This is a genomic window from Chitinophaga pollutisoli (assembly GCF_038396755.1).
GTDB lineage: Bacteria > Bacteroidota > Bacteroidia > Chitinophagales > Chitinophagaceae > Chitinophaga > Chitinophaga pollutisoli.
This window is the reverse complement of record NZ_CP149822.1, coordinates 3,214,365-3,236,690: the sequence shown is the minus strand read 5'-3', so window position 1 is coordinate 3,236,690 and position 22,326 is coordinate 3,214,365. Positions and strand designations below refer to the sequence as shown.

Here is a 22,326-nt window from a genome sequence, read left to right as displayed (position 1 = left end):
GCATGGAAGATAACTTTTCCAATTACTTCTCGGAAACCGGCAAGGTGGCCAAGGAATACCTTGAAACCCGGCTGGACATTATCAAACTGCAGGCCGCAGGAAAGCTGTCGAAAGCGATGGGATTATTCTTTTCGCTGATCATGGCTTTCCTGCTGTTTTTCTTTGTCGTCGTATTTCTTGGGATGGTGCTCGGCTTCTGGATCGGTGAAAAGACTGGCAGCATGACGCTCGGCTTCGGCTGCGCGGCAGGCGTTTTCGTGTTGCTGTTCGTGGTGCTGCTCGTGGGCCGCAAATCCCTCATCCAGCGCCCGCTCGCCAATATGCTGGCGGCCGAACTGGTGGAAGAAATCGAAGAGATGGACGAACGCGCGGAAGAAAGAAGAGAAGCAAGAAAACAGGCTGTGAATGACTAAACACTACTCTCTCCCCCATGGCGAAAATTAAAATCAAAAACATCGAAATGCTCGACCAGGAAGTGGAGCGCCTCCAGCGGAGGCGCCGCCGGCTGGAAGACGAACTAGGCGCGCGGGTGGATCATCTGCGCGACAACTACAAGTCCATGGCCATGAATGCCGTGGTGCCCGGGATCGCCGGCAGCGGAGTCCTCGGCATCGTTGGCGGCCTCGCCAAAACGGCTTTCAAGTCGGGAACGGGCAAATCGATGCTGACCAACATCCTCATCGGCGCGGTGGAATTCCTCGGCGTTAAGCTGGGTGTGAACTTATTCAACAAAATCCGGAACAGAAGACACCGGAGAAAAAGAAACGGCACCGAACCCGATGCCGCCGACGGGGAATAATTTCCCCGCTGCCTATGCCGGACGCTCCGCTCTTTAAGCGCTGCCCCACACCTGGGTGCCTTCGCTACAGTTCGCGCAAATATCAATGTGTTTCCTGCCCTTGATCAGCTGGGTGCGGAAGTTGACGTATTGCTCGTTGTGCCAGAGGGTTTTGAAATCACTCTGCTTCAGGTCGCCCAGCCGGTGCGTGGCGTCCTTGTCAAAACAACACGGCACCACCAACCCGTCCCAGGTGATCACCGGCGAATGCCAGAGGCGCCAGCAATGGTTTTCCATCTTGTTTTTGATGGAATATGTGCCGTCGTCGTTCTTATGATAGCGGGAATATTTATCGATCGTGGGGATAAGGCGGTTGCCTTCTTCGTAATCATATACCTGCGCGGTCTTGAACCGCACTTCGTCGACCCCGATTTCCGCCGCCAGCTTCTTCACATCCTCTATTTGGTGCTCGTTCGGCTTCACCACCAGGAACTGGAAGAACACGAAAGGCTTTTTCGAATTCAGCTCCTTTTTCCATTTCACGATATTCTTAGCCCCGGCGATCACTTTTTCTAGGTGGCCGCCCACACGGTATTGCGTGTACACGTCCTGGGTAGTGCCGTCGATAGAAATGATGAGCCTGTCCAGCCCTGATTCCACTGTTTTCTTCGCATTCGCGTCGGTCAGGTAGTGGGCGTTGGTAGAAGTGGCGGTGTAAATACCTTTGGATGAAGCGTATTGCACCATGTCGAGGAACGCGGTATTGAGGTACGGTTCTCCCTGGAAATAGAAGATCAGGTACATGAGATCCTTGTGCAGCTCGTCGATCGTTTGCCGGAAGAACTGGTTGTCGAGCATCCCGGTGGGGCGGGTAAATGCTCTTAACCCGCTGGGGCATTCCGGGCAGCGGAGGTTGCAGGAAGTGGTGGGCTCGAAGGAGATCGAAATGGGATAACCCCATTGGATGGGTTTCTTGCGCCACTTGCTATAATAAAAGCTGCCCAGCACCTTGCCGGCGTTCCAGGCTCTGCGGAGCGTGAACTTGGAAAGGAAGTTGAGCGCGTCGTTGATATTCGGTTTCGGCATAATAGGGCCTTGTTTGGCCGATAAAAATACAACAACATCCCGGGCTTTCGCGCAAGCTTGCGAAAATTGCCCTATACTTGCTGCTGATTTTTCAAGGACAACCTACAGAATTTCCCAAACAGTGGCTAAAAAGAACCGGAGGCGCCTCCGCGCGTTTTTCCTGATCGTTGTATTGTTGACGCTGGCCGCAATCGCCGGCGTATGGTGGCTCCTGCGGCAACAGGAGCCCGCGAATTTCGTCCGCTACGAAGAATTCGGCATCGATATTCCTGTTAATTATTCCGTGCATGGCATCGATATTTCCAAGTTCCAGGGAAATGTGAACTGGCGCGCGGTGAAACAGATGGAAGTCGACAATATCAAAATTTCCTTCGCCTTCATCAAAGCCACGGAAGGCATTACGCGGCAGGACGCGACCTTCCGCCGCAACTGGGATAAAGCCCGCGACGCGGGGATCATCCGGGGCGCGTATCATTTCTTCTACTCCACCCGCGACCCTCTCAAGCAGGCGATCAACTTTAAAAATGTGGTGCAACTCGAACCGGGGGACCTCCCTCCCGTCCTGGATATCGAAGTCCACAACAACCAAACGCCCGCCGTGATCCGCAGCACCGCGCGCATCTGGCTGGAGGAAATGGAAAAGGCATATGGTGTAAAGCCGATCATCTACACTAATATTCACTTTTACGAAACCTATCTCGGGAAGGAATTCGATGATTACCCGCTCTGGGTGGCGCATTATTATCAGAAGGAAAGGCCCCGCAGCGCCCGCAACTGGGTGTTCTGGCAACATTCGGATATCGGGCGGGTGAATGGTATACGGACGATGGTGGATTTCAACGTTTTTCGGGGCGACAGCGCCGCGCTGCGTAAATTGTGCATTCCGTAACTTTATAGCATGGAACAGGAAGATCCCCGTAAAAATTCAGACTGGCAGATGATGATGTTTCTCATCAAGATCATGCGTACCGTTTTTTACGGGATGTTCTGGCTGATGATCAACATCTTTTTCGGGCTGTACCTGGGGTTCGCGATTCCGGAGGAGTCGACGCCCATGCGCATGGGTGGCTTCTACACCTGGCTGGTGCTCAGTTCCGTGGGGTTCGTGTATTTGTTGTGGCGGATGTGGCGGAGGAAGATGCCGCCGCCGTGAGGGATCAGCGGCCAGCTGGCGCGGCAAACACTTGCGTCCACAGGTTGCCGGTACGGCCTACGCCCATTTCCCGGAAGTTTGCGCTCATGAGGTTTTTACAATGGCCCGGGCTGTTCAGCCAGCCATTTACCACATCGGCCTCGGATTGCGGTCCGGTAGCAATGTTTTCTCCCCACCAGTTATAGTTGTAACCCTCTGCTGTGATGCGTTGCGAAGGCGTGGCGCCGCCGGGGCTGTTATGGGAGAAGTATTTGCGGTCGAGCATATCTTTAGAATGCTTAATGGCAGCGAGTTCGAGCAGTACGTTCCAGGTCACGGGCGAAACGGGTGGCATCCAGGTATCGCCACACTGGCAGCCTTTGGCGCGTGCGTTGTTGACAAGCTGGAGCGCAACGTCTTTATTCGCCTTGTTTTCGATGACAACGGCGGTAGGCGGATCTCCCGGCTTTTCGGCGCCAGCCGCCCGAGGTTGCAGGCGATCATCTTTTGCGCAGGAAGCCATCAGGCATACCGCGGCGAATACAGGTATAAAGCGGACCGTTTTCGGTAACATAATCCCAGTGTTTGAATGTCAGATACTGGGTCTTTGATAGGAGGAGGTTAAGCACGTTGGCTTTTCAGAGGAAGGGCTAAAAACGAAACAGGACTCAAAAATAAGCCGCTGTCCGTAAATCTATGCAAAAATTATGTTAACGAAATTAATAAATTAATAATCAATCCGCTATGATGGAAAACCTGTATGTATAAGCCATTATTTGCCTGATCTGGGTACCGCCAGTTCCTGGCTCCAGAAGTTGCCCACCTTTGCCACACCCATCTCTGTAAAACGGCTGTTCATCAACACTTTACAATGCGTAATGCTATTGAACCAGCCATTCACGACTGTTTTTTCGTTGAGTACGCCCAGCGCGATGTTTTCTCCCCACGCCGCCCAGGTGTAGCCCATGCTGGAAATGCGGAATCCGGCTGATTGCCCGTTGCGGTCTTCGTGGCTGAAGTAATTGAATTCTTTCATATCCAGGCTATGCAGGTACGCGGCCCTTTCCAGTGCTTTGTTCCAGGCGATGGGCGGCGCGGGCGCATAGAAGGAATCTCCGCAGTTGCAGCCTTTGGTGCGGATGTCGTTCACCAGGGTGAGCAGCAGTGCGGCGTTTACCGGGTTGTTCATGGCGAAAGTCGTATCCTGCACCGGTATGGCAGGAGGAGGCGTAATGCTTTCTAATGGTTCCTTGGTGCAGGCTGCCGCTAACAGGCAAAGCGCTGCCATTCCCGCCAATGCGGGACGCATCATATGTCTTGACATAATCAGAAAACTGGTTTAAAGCGTCAAAAAAAGTTGGCTTCTCGGGTGGATGCGGTCAAAAACAAATGGTTTTCCGTGATGCGGTCAAAAATCACCATGAGGTGTACCCGGTTAAAGTGCAGGTATAATTTGGGTTAAAAAGCTGATGCAAAGTTACAGCCGTTCCCCCTTTACTTCCGCATGTTGACCCGTAAAATTTTTGTTAATGAATTGATTGTTAATAAGATGTAAAGCTGATAACGGTGCCTGTAGGGTTTAGGTTCTCCAAAAAATCATTGGTTCATTATTGGTTGCTGCTCATTCTTGAAAATAAACATATAATATAATTATTAAGTGTAGTTGTACGAATGTGAGTAGGGGAAATGTTATTGTGCGGGAAGATGCTGGTGGATCCGGGACAACCATGTATTTTTATTGTGTCGTATATATCGGATCGTCTTAATCTGTATGTGGAAAGGTATGACAGGTAAATGTACACGGGAATATGTTAATGGCATCGAAAGGTAAAATCCGGGGAACCAAAAATCCAAAATGGGTTTCCATAGTGCCCGGCGCAAATGGCCCCTCTCCCCCAATTCGTCTTCACCCTTTTTGTATAATTGCAATCCCTTTTCCATTCAATTCGCCGGCATGTATTTGTTCCGCCTCCTTTCATTTCGCCGCCCTCGTCCCGGGGCTTGCCGACTCCGCACAAAACAATTTCAACGAAGGAGAAATTGGGTTTCAGGTCAGCCAATCCCCGCAATGCGAAGCCATCCGCCGCGCCACGTTTTCCGAATATACCCACTGCGGCATGCGCTACCGCGACGGCAACGGCCGATGGATGGTCCTGGAAGCCGTGCAACCTGTCCGCGTCACCATCCTCGAAGCCTGGCGGCTGCGGAATACCACGCCGCGGGCATCGATATCTGCGCACTCAAACCCCTCCGCTTCCACGACCTTTCACATCCTACCGTGAAAGCCACCCTGCAAAAACGCTAAGGCAAAAACATCCCGGTGCAAGAAAAAATGGTCGCTCCGGGCGACTTTTTAATAGTCCCAGGCTGGAAACCATCCTCCTGCACTAAAAACTTCCTTCAACCCAAACCTTTTTCTGTTGTTATTTGCATAAATCCACTACATGAATACACATACGATGCTATTGCTGGCGGGCGCCCTCACGTTTACCGCCTGTGGTAACAGCAATAAGCCCGGCACAAAGGATTCTACAACCACTGAGGCCACCATCCCCGCGCTGGACGGTTATTACGAGGCCAATATGCCCGCCGCTTCCTCGCCCGGCCGCCTCATCGGCCTCAGCCTGCGTTCCACCAACGATGCGAGAATGTCCACCGATTACCTCAATTCCACCCCGGAAATCATACAAATGGGTAACTGGAGCACGATCGACAGCGGTAAAATCCTCATCACGCTCGTTACCGTCGGCGCTGGCAACCCCGCGAAAGACACGCTCATCTTTCGGCAAGACGGTTCCTCCCTCGTTTACCTCGGCGACGCCTACGGCTCCGACGGCCTCACGCTAACGAAAAAAGACCCGCCCGCACCCGCTGCCAAAGAACTGCTGGTGTGGGTAAGCTCGGAAGAAGAATGCGAAGACGGCCCGGGCTTCGGTAAAGTAAAATGCTATTCCGTTCAATACGGAGACCGTTACGTCGATGATCCTGACTTATGGGAAAAACTTATGGGCGAGATCGAAGGCTTCAAATTCGAAAAAGGAAATATTTACCTGTTGAAAGTGAACCGCATCCCGCACGATCCGCCACGGCAGGACGTAGGCGCGTATGCGTATAAACTGGTGGAAACGGTAAAATCGGAAAAGAAGAAATAGCTGATTGTTGTCATAAACCCGCCGGGAAATTTTTAAAACCGGGGAATATGCGCTAACTTGCCCCCTGAAATCTTAAAACTGTATATCATGTTGATGACTGTTTTCCTTAATTCCTTTTACGAGATCGGTAATAAGATCGGCCACTATGGCTGTTGGTTTTTCATCATCCTGTTTGGTCTGATGTTCCTGTATGCGATGGTGAAATACGTGAAACCGTAATTTCCCCGAAGAATCAAAAGCTTACATACACGGCAGCTTCCCGAAAGGAAGCTGCCTTTTTTATTGCTCCAATAATTTGAAAATCAGCTTAGAATGCCTCCGCGATCGATAGGTAGAAGCCGCCCTGGCGCTTCTCTCCGGCGCGTTGTTCACCAATGCCGTAATCGAGGCGCACGGTAAGGCGGGCGCTCTTATCGTAAAACCAGCGGATACCCGCGCCATAGTTCGGTTTCAGATTAACGTCGATATTGCGGTTGGAAAAAACGCTCCCCGCCCCGGCAAAACCCGCCAGCGCGAAAGTGGGATGTGTGTCGATGAACCAGAATTTGATCCGGATGCCGGGATCCAGGAAATATCGATACTCGGCCTGCGCTGCAACGTAATTTTTGTCGCGGTAACGGCCGGTGTAGTAGCCCCGCATGATGTTATCATTCCCCATCTCCCCCATCATATAAAACGGCACATCTCCCTGGGTAGACACGGCGTAGCCATTCAGCCCCAGCGTGCTTTTCTTCGACAGCGGGATGAAGTGGCTGGCCCTGCCCTCGAGCCGCCACAGCGCCCTGGAGCTGAAGAAGTCCGGCGCCCAGGAAACATTCAGGCGAACGAACGAGCCTTTGGTCGTATAATTCTGGTTGTCGCGGTTGTCGAAAATGCCGGTGGCACCGATGAAGGTGTAATATCCGCCCGATTTATCGATCAGGTTCATGGAGGGATACACGCCCTTGGGGTCTTCTGCATCATATTTGTCGTGCTGGAAAAGCAGGGACATCCCGGCGTAAAAGTGCCGGGACACGCGGCGTTCGGCTTCCGCGGACACCTTGTAGCGGCGGTTGCCCACCAGCGTCCGGTTGTCGTAATGCGTGGTATCGCCAATGCCAAAGAAATATAGCGGGAAGTCGTGGTACCGGAAGTTGGTCCGGATGTGCCAGAGATTGTCGCGGGTCCAGTTTTCGAAGCGGAGGTCGATTTTGAACTGGCTGTTGGTGGTAAATGTGGAAAGTACACTGGCGGAGGAATTGCGCGTCCGCGGGTGAGGGTTCTTTTTATCGCCGTAATAGCTGTAAAGCGCCACCACGCCAAATTCCAGCCCTTTTTCCGGGGAATAGCCCAGCACAGGAACGGGGAGGAACGAGCGTTTTCGTGCGGCCATGAGGGAGTCAATGGAATCCTGGGCCTGGAGGCCCGAAGTAAACAAACACATTGTCAGGACAGAAACAACTTTACGCATAGGCCCGCAAGATGCAAAAAAAACGGACACCGCGGCGCAAATGCGTTATTGTACCGGGCCGGCGCTTTTTTTACCCCGGATGAACCCGATAGCGAGGTTGGCGAGAAACGCGGTTTGGCCGAGGGCGAGGAATAATAACATGACCAACCCTAAGTAAGGCAGATATGTTTTAGGCGTGAAGGAGCCGTTTTGATGCCCGGATAGCACCTCCGGCTGGAAGCCCGGGGAAAGCATCCACGTCAATACCGGTACGACAATAAAGCTCAGCACATGGAAATACTGCAGGGATTGGATTTGGCGGTAGTTGCGCGTTTGCCGGTAAATGAAGGCCAATAGGAGGAGGAGCATGGCGCCGGGCGCAAACCACCAAGGCCACCGGATCAAGTAAAAGGTGTCATGAAAGTGGATGGTGTACCCTTCTTTTCCCGCCATCAGTTGCCGGATGTAGAAGAAAACGGCCATGAGAACCAGGAGCGCTTCCGGTCGGAGGAGTTTTCGGAACATTTGCAGTTTATTCATGATGAAATTTGGGGATTTTTCATGTATCGAATTTAACACCTTTCGTATAAGATGCCGCCAGCCTGGACAGATAAATCGCCTGCCCGGTTCCAAAGGCTCCGAAAACCGCTATCAGCGAGCCATTCAGCATAAATTTCCAAAATGCGGTTCCGGCGATGAAAAATGTGGAATTCCCGGTGAAATACGTGACCCTGTAAATGGAGATGATTTTGTATGCCAATAGCGGGATAGCTAAAACGGTGATGAAACTTACAAACGGGAGCCACTTGCGTTCGGGAAACTTCCGCGCGAGCCAGAAGGCTCCAGCCGTTAAGAGCGCTGTGAGTGCAAATGGGGAATACCAGTTATCGAAAACGATGGTGGTGACGAAATCGGCGGTGTCGCTGCGGAGGCGAAGCCCGTGGCTTTGGAAGCTCCAGTGCCGGATCTGGAATAGCGCTGCTGAAATGGACAATAGCGCTTCCGGCCGGAGGAGCCGGCGAAGGATAGCGGAACGGGGCTGTTGTTTTTGGAAATGAAAGAGGGGTGCCGAAGTAACCAGCAGGTGTTTCATAGGTACGGATTTTTGTTTCGCGCAAGCGGTTTTATATAGCAATTATCAAATCGCTGCGAAGCAAAAATAAAGAAACCGGTCATTTCAACCGGACGGCTGCGCCGCCGAAATATGCACAGTGGAAAAATCCGGATCAGGATCTGGCGGGTATTGTGCGACCAATGATAATACCCGCCGTGATATGTGTAAAAAAGGCCAGGTGCCCCGCCAGCAGGAGGTATTGGACGATGCAAAGAACGGCGAACGAACCCGGTTGCATCGAAGATCCCGGGTGTTGTCCCATGAATTCAAACAGCCACATCACCGCCGCGAACAATAACATCGTGGCAATATGGAAATGCTGCATCCAGGGCCATTGGAGAAAACGCGCCGCCAGCCAATAAATGACCGCTTCGGCCAATAACACTGCCGACATATAGCCGTACACGTTCGGCCAATACCAATGTGTATGCGCATCCGTTATCAATGCTTCCAGCGATGCGAAATTTTCGCCCCAAATGATGCAGGCCAGCGAAAACAAAAGCAATTGAACGTGCGGACGCGTAAAGAAGTGAAGTGTGCTCATGGATAGGGTATTGAGTTCTTTCCACCCAAATTACCGCACCAACGTCACGTTTCCGGTGAGCGCCGTCATCCCTGGTGATGATCGTAACCCGTGATTCGCGGAGAATAATAGTGTTTATCGGAAATGCTTACTGGTAAAGGATTTTAACGTCAATTGCGTTTGGGATACGCAAATGCGCCATTTTTATTGAAAATCAAATATATAATTTGTGCAAAACGCCATTTAAATTGAATTGCAATAAATTATGGAGACTCACGTCTTGATTTGCTTGCCGCGAACAAAACCCGCAACCAGGTTAACGCCAAAAGCCAGATGCCCGATGGAAAGGATACTGATGTATAAATAAATTGGAAGACCGGATGCGAAGCGGTCTGTGATGATCTTACCCCAGATCAGTAATACGGCCAGCCCCCAGCACCCGATATGAATAACAGCCAACCAGGGAATTTGCCGGTAGCTTTTCGTATAGTGGTAGACGAATGCTTCCAGGAAAAGAAGTAATCCGGCAGTTGCAGAAAATAGAAATACGGCGAACCAATATTCTTTTTCGGCAAATGATCGGGTCATGAACAGCGACACGATTCCTCCTGTTACCAGCAGCAACCCCAAAATAGTAAGCGCGGTAAAAGGCTTGATTATTTGCATATGCGAATATGTACTTTCATTTTAGGCAAGCTGTTTCCCACGTATCCATCCCCAAACCAGGTTACAGGCAAACGCCAATTGACTGGCCAGCACCATCCCGGTGAACGGCATGCCGGTTGCCCAAAGCAAAAACGAATGCGGTTTGATTTTTCATCGCGGAGAAGGTTGGATAATGTCAGGCAATCTGCTCCAATTAGGTTATTTCCAGCATTTTGTCGCTTGATATTGCAAACCCTTTGCAGTAAAGGATTTCAATACAATTTATGTTGCTAATACACAAATTGGGTATTTTCTCGAAATCTTTAAAAATCAATTTGTGTAAAAGCCAATAAAAATTGATAATGAATTTATTACGAGAAAATCTCCACCGGTGCCCCGCTTTCCTTCAACTCCAGGAACTTCTCCCGGTTGAAGCTGTATAATTGCGCCGGACGCCCCTGCAAAGGGTGCTTCAACTTCTCCGGACGGGCCGCCAGCAAACCAAGACCGTTGATCTTTTTCTGGAAATTCCGGCGGTCCACTGACCGGTCGTACACCCATTCATACAACTTCTCCAACTCCGAAACCGGGAACTTCTCGTCCAGCATTTCGAAAGCCAGCGGCTCCGTATGCAACCGCACCCGCAGGTGATCGATCGCTGCAGCTACGATCTCCGCATGGTCGAACGCGGTCACCGGCAACTCCCGGACCGGGTACCATTTGGATTCTTTCGTGCCAGCGCCCAGCACGATCTTGCTCGCCGAATGCCGGATGAGCGCCAGGTGCGCCACACACAACACGCGGCCCCGGGGATCCCGGTCGGGATTCCCCCAGGTGCTCATCTGCTCCAGGTAATTGGCCCGAAGGCCTGTTTCGTCTTTCAATTCACGGTGCACGCAGGCCTCGAGGGGCTCGTCGTTATGGACGAATCCTCCCGGAAGGCCCCATTTAAATATATGCGGCGGAATAGTGCGCTTGGTCAGCAACACCATCATGCCTTCTTTGGAAGAGTACCGGAGTACGACGGCTTCCGCCGTCACCCGTATGTGTTGATGCATGGTCAGGGATTAGGATATTCTAAGGGTTTGATGTTGGCTACTGTCTGTTAGTGTCTGCTGTCGGGATAATGTGGCTTACTGTCCGGCGTACTGTCTCACCTGTGCCGTGCCCTTGTGCAGGTTCACGAACAAAGGGTTTTTTTGCGGGTCGAACACGATAATCGCATTCGACTCCCACGCGTTCTGCGCCGTGGGCAATATGATCGCCACCTGCTGGCCGTTGGCCCGCTGGAACATCAGACTATCTTTTTCAATGAATTTGGCGGTGAAACCCTGGCCGTCCAGATACTGCACGATACTGTCTTTCGCGATGCTCACGGCACTGTCTTGCAGCGGATGCTGGCGCAGCACGTAGCACTTCTCTCCTATCACCTGGTAATTCGTGGTATCCGTTTGCTCACGTACCTGGTTGCACGAAAATGCCAGCAGGGCCGCGGCCATATATATATAACGCATGCCGCAAGATAAAAAAATGGGCTTAAAATTGAATGTCAAATACTTTCTCCTCGCTTCCGCGCTTCACTTTCACCGTGGTGCTGTCGCCCGCTTTGAAAGTACCGAGGGCCTTTGTATAGGTCATGGCGTCGGTAACGGGGTATTCGCCCAGTTGCACGATCACGTCTCCCGCGAGGATGCCGGCCGCTTTGGCGGGCTTCCCGTCGCGCACGGCTTCTATTTTGGCGCCACCGTTGTAGGTATAATCGAGCATAATGCCGAGTGTTACGGTGAAACCGTTGCCTGTCATGGGTTGCGGGTCGCGCGTTTTGCTGAAAGCCAGTTTGGGTTTGCCGTTCGTTTTTTCGATAACGCCGTATACGGTTTTTACGATGGTCAGCTGCCCGTCGTAATTAATCTTTTCCGCATCATCGCCGGGTTTATGGTAATCGCCGTGGGTGCCGGTAAAGAAAAACAGCACGGGCACGTTTTTCAGGTAAAACGAAGCATGGTCGGAGGGCCCCAGGCCGGAAGAGTCGTAACTTACCTTCAGCCCTTTCGGCAACGCGGCCGGCACCACCTGGCCCCAGGAAGGGGAAGTGCCATAACCGCCAATCTGCAGCCCTTTCTCGGCCGACAGCCGGCCCACCATGTCCATATTCACCATGTAATTCACCTGCTGCATGGGTACAGGGCCTTTTTCCGCGAAATATTTACTGCCGAACAGTCCCAGTTCTTCGCCGGAAAAGGCGACGATGGCGTAATTGGCGCTCTTGAGTTTGGATTCCTTCAGCAACCGCGCTACTTCCAGGAGGGCGGCGGTGCCGGAAGCATTGTCGTCGGCCCCGTTGTGGATCGATTTTTCATCGGGGGACATGGAGTTTCGGTCTTCACCATAACCCAAATGGTCGTAATGCGCGCCGATGACTACCGTGGCGGGGGCGCCGTTATCGATGTACCCGATTACATTGGTACCCGTGCGCCTGGACGGTACCAGTTCGGCCTGGAGCTCCAGCTGGAAGCCGTTGGCATCGTCGGCCGATAGCGCCTTGCTCCCGTCTGCTCCTACCCAGATGGCGGGGATGGACAGGGTTTCGTGGGGGAGGTCGAGCCACTGGCTGGCGGTTTGGAGGTCTTCCCCGCCGTTGAAGAATACGATGCCGGTGGCATGGCTTTCAATGGCAGCTTTGGTCTTTTTCAGGTAGAATTCCAGTGGTGAGGCGTGGGGATTTATTTCGTCTTTGGATTTTTGTACGTCGATGAGCCAGACGTTGTCGATTTCGTTGACGCCCGGGAGCACGTCGCCTTTGGCGCTTTTACGGGCGCTGAAAGGCAGGGGGAGGAATTGTTCACCTGGCCGGAGGGCATTGCCGTTGATGGAGAAGCGGGCGTTGGGGCCGGCTTCGAGCCCTTCGCGGACGATGAATGTTTGCAGGTACCCGTCGGTCCCTTTGGGCGCCAGGCCGATGATTTTCATCTGCTGGGAGATGTATTCGGCCGCGAGTTGCTCGCCGGCGGTGCCGGTCCGGCGGCCTTCGAGCTTGTCGGATGCGAGATAGGCTACGTGTGCCTGGAGGTTCCCGAGGGTTTTTCGGTCCGCTTTTTTCTGGGGGTAGGCGGTGAGCGCCAAACCAGCCAGGGGCAGGATGAGGTAAAGCTTTTTCACTCCGATGGGTTTTGGGGCAAAAATAAGACGAATAGCCGGGATGAACTCATTATTTATCATGGGATTGTCTGGCCGGAGGCTTCCGGTTGTCCAATCCATAAATTAAATACTAAATTTGCCCCGCTCAGAAAGGGTTACAACAAAAATGAAAATTCAAGACATGAAAAACACGCCATTTACACAAAAACACATTGCGCTGGGGGCCAAAATGGCTCCGTTTGCGGGCTACAACATGCCCATTTCCTATTCGGGTATCAACGACGAACATGCCGCCGTGCGCAATAGTGTAGGGGTATTTGACGTCAGCCACATGGGCGAATTCATGCTCAAAGGCGAACATGCCCTGGATCTCATCCAGCGGGTGACCAGCAACGACGCGTCCAAGCTCACCGCAGGCAAAGCGCAGTATTCCTGCCTGCCGAACAACGAAGGCGGCATTGTAGACGACCTGCTCGTGTATTGCATCGAAGAGAATAAAACCTATATGCTGGTGGTAAACGCCAGCAACATCGAGAAAGACTGGAATTGGATCAGCCAGTTCAATACCAACAATGTCGAAATGCATGACATTTCCGATAAAACCTGCCTGCTCGCCATCCAGGGGCCTAATGCCACCAGCGTGCTGCAGACCCTGACCGACAAAGACATCGTGAACCTGAAATATTACACGTTCGTGAAAGGCACTTTCGCGGGCGTGGAAAACGTGCTGATCAGCGCCACGGGTTATACCGGCGCCGGCGGAGTGGAGATTTATTTTGAAGATAAAGATGGCGCGGCCGACAAGATCTGGGATGCCATTTTTGCGGCGGGCGCTTCCCATAACATCAAGCCCGTTGGCCTCGGCGCGCGCGACACGCTGCGCCTTGAAATGGGTTTCTGCCTCTACGGGAACGATATCGACGACCGTACCAGCCCCATGGAAGCCGGATTGGGTTGGATCACCAAGTTCACCAAAGACTTCCCTTCCCGCGCTATTTTCGAAAAACAGAAAGCCGACGGCCTGCAGCAGAAACTGGTGGGTTTTGAAATGGTGGACAAAGGCATCCCCCGCCACGATTACGAAATCAAGGATGCGGAAGGCAACGTGATCGGACGGGTTACCTCCGGCACCCAGTCCCCTTCCCTCCAGAAAGCGGTAGGGCTAGGGTATGTAAAAACAGCGTTTGCAGCATTGGATTCCGATATCTATATTGCTGTTCGTGACAAACTGCTGAAGGCCAAAGTGGTGAAAGTGCCCTTCCTCGGATAATTTCCCGGAAAGCATACCAATTAAGCCCGGCGCAGCGTTACAGCAGCACAACCGTTGGACCATATCTTTTTAAACCGTAGAACCGCTATGCCAAGTATTCATCTGACCACGGTCATCCATGCCCCGTTGCAAAGGGTGTTCGACCTCAGCCGGAGCATCACGCTTCACAAGCGCAGTATGTCGCACCTGAAAGAGGAGGCCATACGCGGGCGGACCAACGGGCTGATCGAATACGACGAATCCGTGACCTGGCGCGCGAAGCACCTGGGCAAAACCCGGGAGCTGACCACCCGCATCACCGCCATGCAGAAACATGGACATTTTACCGACGAGATGGAAAAAGGCGATTTCAGGCATATGAAGCACGATCATTTTTTCCGGGAAATCGATAACGGAACGGTGATGATCGATGTGCTGGAATTCGGGACGCCATACGGCATTTTCGGAAAATGGTTTGAAAAGATGTACCTGAAACGGTACATGCGCCGCCTGCTGGAATTACGCAATCAAATCATCAAGGACTACGCAGAGAGCGAAAAGTGGCGTGTGATCCTGGATTAATATATAAAGAAGAATGAGCGAGATTATCAAACCCAGGCTGGAAGTATGCCTGTCTCCCGCACTACTGCACCTGTTCGACGTGAAGAACAGCATCGTGGTGATTATCGACGTGCTGCGGGCCACCTCCACCATCTGTACCGCATTGCACAACGGCGCCGCCAAGGTGATCCCCGTGGCTACGGTGGAAGAATGTGTGAACATCGGCCGACAGCTCAACGCCATCACGGCGGGCGAGCGCGACGGCAAGATCGCGGACGGGCTGTTGCACGGTAATTCCCCCTTCGAATACCCGGTGGAGTTCATCGAGGGAAAGGTGCTGGTGCTGACTACCACCAACGGTACCAAATTGTTGCACATGGCGAAAGACGCGGTGCAGATCATCACCGGATCTTTCCCGAACATTTCCTCCGTTTGCGAGTACCTGATTTCGCAGGGGCAGAATGTGATACTCGGGTGTGCGGCGTGGAAAGACAGGGTGAATATGGAAGACACGCTCTTCGCCGGTGCGGTGGTAAGCCGTATCAAGGAGCACTTTGATGTAAACTGCGACTCGGCCCTGGCTGCCGAAACGCTGTACCACAGCGCGAAAAGCGACTTATTCGGATTTATGAAAAAAGCTTCGCACTTCCAGCGCCTGGCCCGTTATGGCCTGGAGGAAGATATCCGTTTCTGCCTTACGCCGGACGGTGCCAATGTGCTGCCGATTCTGCAGAACGGGGAATTGGTGAAAGAGAAATAGTTGCTGGCAAGCATATACGTAAAAGGGTGAGTTTCTTTATGAAAGCTCACCCTTTTTGGTTGGTTTCCGGATGCGTGGCGTTATGCCAGCGCAGCGGAAGATTTCTTTTTAGCCAGCAGGTTATCCAGCGACCATGCGCCCGCGCCGCCCAGCGCGAAAGCGAGGGTAATCAGGAGGGCCAACAACGGCGAGGAAACGTCGGCCATTCCCGTTCCGGTGTTGGCTTTGAGGATCACGGCCACGATCATGGTAGCAACGAGCGATGCGGAAGCCCAGCGGGTGAAGAGGCCCAGGGCCAGGAGCAACCCGCCTGCGAATTCAGCTATGGTAGCGAGCAATCCCCAGAAAGTGGGGGCGAATGATATGCCGAGGAAGTTCATGGCGCCGCCGATCATAGTCCATAATTGCTCGCCGCCGGCCAGTTTCTGCCAGCCGAAGATGAAGAACAATACGCCCACGCCCACGCGGAGAACGGTAAGACCGAGGTTCAGGCCTTTTGATTCATTGATTGAAAAGGTGTTTCCCATAGAAAATTTTTATACAAAAGTACGGTCGCGCCCCCCGGTACTCAATGGATATTTTTCCATTTGAGGTGTACATTTTTTTGCGGGAAGGAGCGCTTTAGGGCCTGTTTCGGCCTTTCAATTCAGATTTTTTTGCTTACTTTTGTGGATTGCCTTTTTATGAGCCGTCATTGTATGGAATAGTGAAGAAAAACAGAAGAATCGAGTGAAGATCCCGGCAGTGCCCGCAGTCATATAACCCCGGCTTATGCAAAAGAAGGCAATCGGAAGAAAAGCATGTCGCTACCCCATTTATTAAAATATGTATATAATAACGGCACCGATGAGGTGATCCGGCGGGGGAAACGCATATTCGCCACCGGCGGCGTTGAGTTGATGGAAGGCGATCCCGTGCTTCGTTCGGCTTCGTTCCGGGTGAAGAGCGACACGCATGCCAATTACTACAAAGTTACCATCAGCAAATACAACGAGCCGGCGACCATGAGCGTGCGGTGCCAGTGCCCCTACAACCTGGGAGACATCTGCCGCCACGAAGCCGCCGCCCTCTTCCAGCTCCAGGAAATGCTGGACAGGAACCATTTCGACGCTTTCGACACGCAATACGACCAGCAACATACTTTGGTGAAAATGAAGTCGATCGACCTCAAAACCATCAAACTGCTGACTTCCAACCACATCCTTTCCGAAGCCGACCGCATCCTGCGCAAAACGCAGGCTGTTATCAAATCCGCGAAAGATGAGAAGGTGGAAGCGGAACTCCGGGCCGACGGGAAGAAATATCCGCTCATCCTGCAACGGAACGAAGAACGGAATTTCGATACCCATTGCACCTGCGACGAGCACGAGCATCCGCTTTGCGTTCACAAGACCGCGCTTTTTTTGCAGCTCCTCAACGCCCACGGGCCTTTCTATTTCGATACGCTCCGCAACTGGGACAAGGAGAAAAACAAACTCCTCTCCTCTTACGGATACTCCCTGAGCGACGACCTCGAAGGCAAGTTCGCGTTCTCGTACCTCAATGGCAAACCCTTCCTCCGCGTGCTCGATCCCACCATCAAGAAAGTCGAATCTACTGTGGCGGCCGCCAAAACGGAAGCCGCCGAGCCGGAAGAAACCCTCACCGTCACGAGGCGCCTGGGCGTGGTGCTCAATGCCAACGACAAACTGTTCCCCTACTTCCAGGCGGAGCTGGTGAGCGGAGACGCCAACGAAGACGAAACCGAATTCGTGTCTCTCGTGAACCGGATCGACCTGGGCAAATACGTCGACTTTTACCTTTTCAAGGAAAAAGACCGCGACCTCATTTCGCCCATCCGCAAACTCCAGCATTCCGAGGTCAACAAGTTCCTTAACAAGAACTCCCCCTTCGCCGGGATTTGGGAAAATATCATGCACGAAAGCGAATCGGGCCTGCCCATGGAAACCATGGAGCTCATCGTGGAGTACCTGCAACCCAAGATCGCCAAGCTGTTTCCGATGCTCGCGGAGCACAAGCTCGTGTTCATCCTGCGCGACGGCCAGCCTTTCAAAACCAAGAACCTCCAGCTGCTGGAGGTGTCCGGCGATCCCCTCAAACCGTATTTCAAAGCCGGCAACGGCGGCGATCATATCGAAGTAACCGCCTGGGTCGATATCGAAGGCGAATCCGTCAACGTTTCGGCCAACCAGTGGGCCAGCCCGTTGTTGTTCCTGTATAACAACGTCCTGTATTACTTCGACAATCCGAAAGATTCCATCCACCTCCTTCAATACCAGGAGCACCATTCCGTCCGCGTACCTACCAACGACTGGCAGGATTTCCTCAAAGAATCCATCCTCCCGCTCGGCAAAGAATACGCCGTGCAGTACGATGCATCGCTGCTGGCGGAAGTGGACGACATCATCCCCGAAAACCGGGTGTACCTGAAGGAAATGGGCGAAACTTTCGTCATCCAGCCCGCATTCTCCTACCACGGCCATGATGTGGAATGGAACGATGAAACACGCATCACCGTCCAGGAAGGCAACAAAGTGCTCGTCATCCACCGGAACAAGGAAGCGGAAGATGCGTTCGTGAACCGCATCCGCGCGCTGCATACCAACTTCTCCGTACACAGCAACTACAACTACTTCTTCCTCCGCGCCAAAGAAGCTCTGAAGAACAACTGGTTCTTCCTTTTCTTTGATGCGCTGAAAGAAATGGACGTGCGCGTTTTCGGGTTCGAGCAGCTGCGGAATTTCCGGTTCTCTGCCTCCAAACCCGTTACCAACCTGCAAATCAGCTCCGGCATCGATTGGTTCGATGCGCAGGTGGAAGTGGTGTATGGCGATCAGAAAGTCGGCATCCGCGATATCAAGCGGGCGCTGGCCAATAAGCAAAACTACGTGCAACTGGCCGACGGTTCGCTGGGCCTGCTGCCGGAAGAATGGCTGAAGAAATATTCCCTCCTCTTTAAAATCGGGGAGGAAAAAGATAAAGGCGCCGGTCTCAAACTGAGCAAATACAACTTCTCGGTGATCGACGAGCTGTATGAATTCATTGACGACGAAGCCATCCTCGTAGAGCTCGACGAAAAGCGGCGCAAGCTGTTGAAATTCGATGAGATCCGCAACGTTCCCCTGCCCGGAAACCTCAACGCCAACCTGCGGCCTTACCAGGAAAGTGGCTTCCAGTGGCTCAATTACCTCGACGAAGTGAAATGGGGCGGGATCCTGGCGGATGATATGGGTCTTGGTAAAACCGTACAGGCCCTTACCTTCATCCAGCATTACAAAAACCGGCACGAACAATGTACCATGCTGGTGGTTTGCCCCACCACGCTGATCTACAACTGGGAAAACGAGATCAAGAAATTCACGCCGGGCATCACCTGGCACATCCATCACGGACCGCAGCGACTCCGTATTTCGGAAGAGCTGGCGAAATTCGACGTCATCATCACCACTTACGGCACCCTGCGCAGCGATGTGCAACTGCTGATGAAGATCGATTTTGACTACGTGATCCTCGATGAATCACAGGCGATCAAAAACCCCCAGTCCAAGGTTACCAAGGCGGCCCAGTTGCTCAACACCCGCAACCGGATCGCGCTGTCCGGTACCCCCATGCAGAACAACACCTTCGATATCTACGCCCAGATGAACTTCCTTAACCCGGGGATGCTCGGCAGCGTAGACTTCTTCCGCAACGAATTCGCCACCCCGATCGATAAGTTCCAGGACGAAGAAAGGAAAGAGCACCTCAAAAAGCTCATCTATCCTTTCATCCTCCGCCGTACCAAAGAACAGGTGGCCAAAGACCTGCCAGAGAAAATCGAAACCGTCATCTTCTGCGAAATGGACCCGGAACAGCGCCACATTTACGACGCTTACCGCAATTCGTACCGCTCCAAAATCCTCGGCGTGATCGAGGACCAGGGCATGGAACGCAGCCAGCTCACGATCCTGCAGGGCCTCATGAAGCTCCGCCAGATCTGCGACTCGCCCGCCATCCTCAACGAAGCGGAAAAATATCCGAACCACTCCGTGAAGCTGCATGAACTGACGCGCGAAATCTCCGAAAACATCAGCAATCACAAAGTGCTGGTGTTCAGCCAGTTCCTTGGGATGCTTGGCCTCATCAAAGACCGTCTCGCTCATCAGAAAATTCCCTACGAATATTTTGACGGCTCCACCAGCACGCAGGACCGCGAAAAAGCCATCCAGAACTTCCAGAACAACGAGGAATGCCGCGTATTTCTCATCTCTCTCAAAGCCGGCGGCGTGGGCCTCAACCTCACCGCGGCCGACTACGTTTACATCGTGGATCCCTGGTGGAACCCCGCCGTGGAACAGCAAGCCATCGACCGGACGCACCGTATCGGGCAAACGAAAAACATTTTCGCCTACCGCATGATCTGTAAAGATACTGTGGAAGAAAAAATCCTGGAACTGCAGGAACGCAAGAAATCACTGGTGAAAGATATCATCGCCGACGATTCCGGTTTCATCAAAAAACTCACGAAAGAAGACGTGCTCTACCTCTTCAGCTAATCAGCTTATATCCCACCCCGCGAATATTGACGATCTGGATCTTCGGATCTTCTTTCAGATACCTGCGCAGTTTCGTGATGAAAACATCCATGCTGCGCGCGTTGAAGAAGTTATCGTCGCCCCAGAGGTCCAGCAGCACGGGGCGGCGCTCCATCACCTGGTTTTTATGCCGGCACAAACGCAGCAGCACTTCTGCCTCGCGGTGCGACAGAAACTCTGTATAGCCGTTACGAGTTAGTGTTTGCTTATGCGGCTGGAAAACAAACTGACCAATCCCGATTTCGTCTTCGGAAGGCGCGGGTGGCGCGGGATGATGGCCGAAACGCGCCAGCAGCGAGCGTATGCGGACGATCAGCTCGTCCATGCTGAAGGGTTTTTTCAGATAGTCGTTCCCCCCCGATTCAAAACCTTTCACCACGTCCGCGGTTTGAGATTTGGCGGTGAGGAAGATGATGGGGATTTGCCTGTCGGTTTTGCGGATTTCGGTGGTGAGGGAGAAGCCGTCGAGGTGGGGCATCATTACGTCCATCACGATCACGTCGGGTTTGTGCTGGCGGAAAAGGCGGAGGCCCTCAACGCCATCGGCCGCGCAGATCATCGTGAAGCCGCGCGTTTCGAGGCTGTCTTTCACGATCTGGGCGAGCTGCCATTCGTCTTCGATGAGTAATATGACGGGTTGTGATGGGTTCATGCTGCGGGGATTTCCAGTTGAAACTCGCTGCCTTTCTCAGGCTCGCTTTTTACCTTGATGGTACCGCCGTGTTTTTCGGCGATCTTCTTCACATAACTCAATCCCAGCCCGAAACCTTTCACATTGTGCAGATTGCCGGAAGGCACGCGGAAGAATTTTTCGAAAATGCTGTTCTGATAATTGTAAGGAATGCCGATCCCGTTATCTTTCACCGAAATGCGCACCCATCCCGGCCTTCGGGCGAGGAGGATGGAAATTTCGGCATGTTCGCCGGAATATTTGATGGCATTATCGACGAGGTTGTTGATAGCGTTGGTGAGATGGGAAGGATCGGCGTGGATGAGCGGATCCGACAGCATCGTATATGTGAAATCCGTTTTCTTGCCGGATTTCAGGCGGTGGTTGGAAATGATTTCGGAGATGATATCGTTGAGGTCGGTGGTTTCAGTTTGGAGGACGAGATCTTCTTTTTCTTCGGCGGCGATGTGGAGCACTTTTTCCACGAGGTCGCCGAGGCGCTGCAGCTCCTGCCGAGAGATGCGGAGGTAATTCGCGGTTTTCTGGGGATCGGCGAGTGCGTTGAAGCGTTCGAGCGCTTCTACAGCCGCGGAAACCGTGGCGATGGGGGTTTTCAGCTCATGCGTCATGTTGTTGATGAAATCGTTGCGGACTTCGGAAAGGCGTTTTTGCCGGAGGATGGTACGGAGCATGTACAGGAACGAGCAGACGGTGAGCAGCAGCAAAACAGCCGTGGCGGTGAGGCTGCCGGTCATGCGGCTCAGAATGTGCGGCATGGGGCTTTCGAAGCGGGCGGAAACGAAAATGTTGTTGGCGGGGTTGAAGGGAATAATGTGGGTGCGGAGGGGCGTTTTCCGGAAGGATTTCAGCGTTTCCGGGCCGGCCACGAGGGTATCGAGTTGGTAAGCGGTGTTGATCCCACGGGTCCCCAGTTCCCCACGGTAAAGGCTGTCCAACTGGCCAATGGTGAGCGCCGTACGGTAAAAATCCCGCCTCACCAGGATATCCGAAATCTGCCGCGAAAGCGTGTCTGTCAACTGCCGGATGTTGGTGTCGCGCTGCACGCGACGGAAACGGATCTCATCGCCGCTGGCTTCCACCACTTCTCCGGCCATCGTCACGGGCTGGCCGGGCGTTGACAGGAAAACGGATTTGCGGAGTACCGCACCCGGCGCTGGTACCGCGGAATCCTCGAGGTGCAGTACCTGGACGTGCGGCTGCGCCGGAACGGCGGGCGCGCTGTCGGAATAAGTGGTGGTATAGGAAAGATTGAATTTCGCCAGTCCCAGTACTTTCCCCGCGTCGCCGAATTGCTTGTGGAAAACGGCGGTCCGCAGCGCGTCGTTGATATCGCGGTCGAATTCCTGCAGACGTAGCTTATACGACTCGTAAAGCCAATACCCCTGCAGGGCGAGGATGCCGAGGATGCAGGCGGTCATCAGGACGAGGATATTTCGGATCCGGTTGCGCATGGATGTAAAGCTATTCAATAAGTACACACGACCGCTTTCCGCT

At 53.0% G+C, this 22,326-nt stretch carries 25 protein-coding genes; 11 read left to right on the top strand and 14 right to left on the bottom strand.

Annotation, left to right across the window (positions count from 1 at the left end; all coding sequences use genetic code 11):
* Positions 1-2 precede the first annotated feature (2 nt).
* Positions 3-413, top strand: coding sequence for a hypothetical protein (locus WJU16_RS13475; RefSeq protein ID WP_341834022.1), 411 nt, complete (start codon positions 3-5; stop codon positions 411-413).
* A gap of 17 nt (positions 414-430) precedes the next feature.
* Positions 431-799, top strand: coding sequence for a hypothetical protein (locus WJU16_RS13470; protein ID WP_341834021.1), 369 nt, complete (start codon positions 431-433; stop codon positions 797-799).
* Positions 800-832: 33 nt separating this feature from the next.
* Here WJU16_RS13470 and WJU16_RS13465 read toward each other — a convergent pair whose 3' ends face one another.
* Positions 833-1,864, bottom strand: coding sequence for a radical SAM/SPASM domain-containing protein (locus WJU16_RS13465; RefSeq protein WP_341834020.1), 1,032 nt, complete (start codon positions 1,862-1,864; stop codon positions 833-835).
* Between the two features lie 121 nt (positions 1,865-1,985).
* Between WJU16_RS13465 and WJU16_RS13460 the strand changes: the two genes are divergently transcribed.
* Both WJU16_RS13460 and WJU16_RS13455 read left to right on the top strand, forming a co-directional pair.
* Positions 1,986-2,753 (top strand): GH25 family lysozyme, encoded by a 768-nt coding sequence (locus WJU16_RS13460; protein WP_341834019.1) that lies wholly within the window; start codon positions 1,986-1,988, stop codon positions 2,751-2,753.
* A 9-nt stretch (positions 2,754-2,762) separates the two neighbouring features.
* Positions 2,763-3,017 (top strand): hypothetical protein, encoded by a 255-nt coding sequence (locus tag WJU16_RS13455; RefSeq protein ID WP_341834018.1) that lies wholly within the window; start codon positions 2,763-2,765, stop codon positions 3,015-3,017.
* 4 nt (positions 3,018-3,021) lie between these two features.
* Here WJU16_RS13455 and WJU16_RS13450 read toward each other — a convergent pair whose 3' ends face one another.
* Both WJU16_RS13450 and WJU16_RS13445 read right to left on the bottom strand, forming a co-directional pair.
* Positions 3,022-3,570, bottom strand: a complete 549-nt coding sequence (locus tag WJU16_RS13450) for a CAP domain-containing protein (RefSeq protein ID WP_341834017.1) — start codon at positions 3,568-3,570, stop codon at positions 3,022-3,024.
* A 198-nt stretch (positions 3,571-3,768) separates the two neighbouring features.
* Positions 3,769-4,320 (bottom strand): CAP domain-containing protein, encoded by a 552-nt coding sequence (locus WJU16_RS13445; RefSeq protein ID WP_341834016.1) that lies wholly within the window; start codon positions 4,318-4,320, stop codon positions 3,769-3,771.
* Positions 4,321-5,113: 793 nt separating this feature from the next.
* Between WJU16_RS13445 and WJU16_RS13440 the strand changes: the two genes are divergently transcribed.
* The 3 genes from WJU16_RS13440 to WJU16_RS13430 all read left to right on the top strand — a co-directional run bounded on the left by WJU16_RS13440 (position 5,114) and on the right by WJU16_RS13430 (position 6,367).
* Positions 5,114-5,278: a hypothetical protein gene (locus WJU16_RS13440; protein ID WP_341834015.1), complete on the top strand. Its 165-nt coding sequence runs from the start codon at positions 5,114-5,116 to the stop codon at positions 5,276-5,278.
* Positions 5,279-5,440: 162 nt separating this feature from the next.
* Entirely contained in the window at positions 5,441-6,148 is a 708-nt protein-coding gene (locus WJU16_RS13435; protein ID WP_341834014.1) for a DUF4377 domain-containing protein, read from the top strand.
* Between the two features lie 87 nt (positions 6,149-6,235).
* Positions 6,236-6,367: a hypothetical protein gene (locus WJU16_RS13430; RefSeq protein WP_262509823.1), complete on the top strand. Its 132-nt coding sequence runs from the start codon at positions 6,236-6,238 to the stop codon at positions 6,365-6,367.
* An 88-nt stretch (positions 6,368-6,455) separates the two neighbouring features.
* On the opposite strand, the gene WJU16_RS13425 is transcribed toward WJU16_RS13430, so the two are convergent.
* The 8 genes from WJU16_RS13425 to WJU16_RS13390 form a co-directional block, all read right to left on the bottom strand.
* Positions 6,456-7,520, bottom strand: a complete 1,065-nt coding sequence (locus WJU16_RS13425; RefSeq protein ID WP_341834013.1) for a hypothetical protein — start codon at positions 7,518-7,520, stop codon at positions 6,456-6,458.
* A 123-nt stretch (positions 7,521-7,643) separates the two neighbouring features.
* The gene (locus tag WJU16_RS13420; protein ID WP_341834012.1) at positions 7,644-8,117 is read right to left on the bottom strand and encodes a hypothetical protein; all 474 of its coding nucleotides are present in this window, start codon (positions 8,115-8,117) and stop codon (positions 7,644-7,646) included.
* Positions 8,118-8,136: 19 nt separating this feature from the next.
* The gene (locus WJU16_RS13415) at positions 8,137-8,670 is read right to left on the bottom strand and encodes a hypothetical protein (protein ID WP_341834011.1); all 534 of its coding nucleotides are present in this window, start codon (positions 8,668-8,670) and stop codon (positions 8,137-8,139) included.
* 133 nt (positions 8,671-8,803) lie between these two features.
* Complete coding sequence (locus WJU16_RS13410; protein WP_341834010.1) at positions 8,804-9,235, bottom strand: hypothetical protein; 432 nt, start codon at positions 9,233-9,235, stop codon at positions 8,804-8,806.
* Between the two features lie 252 nt (positions 9,236-9,487).
* Positions 9,488-9,880, bottom strand: a complete 393-nt coding sequence (locus WJU16_RS13405) for a hypothetical protein (protein ID WP_341834009.1) — start codon at positions 9,878-9,880, stop codon at positions 9,488-9,490.
* A 350-nt stretch (positions 9,881-10,230) separates the two neighbouring features.
* Positions 10,231-10,917, bottom strand: a complete 687-nt coding sequence (locus WJU16_RS13400; RefSeq protein ID WP_341834008.1) for an NrtR DNA-binding winged helix domain-containing protein — start codon at positions 10,915-10,917, stop codon at positions 10,231-10,233.
* A 75-nt stretch (positions 10,918-10,992) separates the two neighbouring features.
* Positions 10,993-11,373 (bottom strand): hypothetical protein, encoded by a 381-nt coding sequence (locus tag WJU16_RS13395; RefSeq protein ID WP_341834007.1) that lies wholly within the window; start codon positions 11,371-11,373, stop codon positions 10,993-10,995.
* 22 nt (positions 11,374-11,395) lie between these two features.
* Entirely contained in the window at positions 11,396-13,018 is a 1,623-nt protein-coding gene (locus WJU16_RS13390) for a M20/M25/M40 family metallo-hydrolase (protein ID WP_341834006.1), read from the bottom strand.
* A 160-nt stretch (positions 13,019-13,178) separates the two neighbouring features.
* Between WJU16_RS13390 and gcvT the strand changes: the two genes are divergently transcribed.
* From gcvT to WJU16_RS13375, 3 genes are all read left to right on the top strand, one after another.
* On the top strand, positions 13,179-14,267 hold the full coding sequence (gene gcvT, locus WJU16_RS13385) for a glycine cleavage system aminomethyltransferase GcvT (protein WP_341834005.1): 1,089 nt from the start codon (positions 13,179-13,181) through the stop codon (positions 14,265-14,267).
* Between the two features lie 87 nt (positions 14,268-14,354).
* The gene (locus WJU16_RS13380) at positions 14,355-14,828 is read left to right on the top strand and encodes an SRPBCC family protein (RefSeq protein ID WP_341834004.1); all 474 of its coding nucleotides are present in this window, start codon (positions 14,355-14,357) and stop codon (positions 14,826-14,828) included.
* A 13-nt stretch (positions 14,829-14,841) separates the two neighbouring features.
* Positions 14,842-15,567, top strand: coding sequence for a 2-phosphosulfolactate phosphatase (locus WJU16_RS13375; RefSeq protein ID WP_341834003.1), 726 nt, complete (start codon positions 14,842-14,844; stop codon positions 15,565-15,567).
* A gap of 80 nt (positions 15,568-15,647) precedes the next feature.
* Here WJU16_RS13375 and WJU16_RS13370 read toward each other — a convergent pair whose 3' ends face one another.
* Complete coding sequence (locus tag WJU16_RS13370) at positions 15,648-16,094, bottom strand: DoxX family protein (protein WP_341834002.1); 447 nt, start codon at positions 16,092-16,094, stop codon at positions 15,648-15,650.
* A gap of 273 nt (positions 16,095-16,367) precedes the next feature.
* Here WJU16_RS13370 and WJU16_RS13365 point away from each other — a divergent pair, with 273 nt between their 5' ends.
* Positions 16,368-20,102 carry an SNF2-related protein gene (locus WJU16_RS13365; RefSeq protein ID WP_341834001.1) on the top strand — a complete coding sequence of 1,245 codons (3,735 nt, stop codon included), beginning with the start codon at positions 16,368-16,370 and terminating at the stop codon, positions 20,100-20,102.
* On the opposite strand, the gene WJU16_RS13360 is transcribed toward WJU16_RS13365, so the two are convergent.
* Complete coding sequence (locus WJU16_RS13360) at positions 20,095-20,793, bottom strand: response regulator transcription factor (RefSeq protein ID WP_341834000.1); 699 nt, start codon at positions 20,791-20,793, stop codon at positions 20,095-20,097. The two genes, WJU16_RS13365 and WJU16_RS13360, sit on opposite strands and share 8 nt — an antisense overlap.
* Positions 20,790-22,283 (bottom strand): HAMP domain-containing sensor histidine kinase, encoded by a 1,494-nt coding sequence (locus WJU16_RS13355; RefSeq protein WP_341833999.1) that lies wholly within the window; start codon positions 22,281-22,283, stop codon positions 20,790-20,792. The genes WJU16_RS13360 and WJU16_RS13355 overlap by 4 nt, the downstream gene beginning before the upstream one ends.
* Positions 22,284-22,326 lie beyond the last annotated feature (43 nt).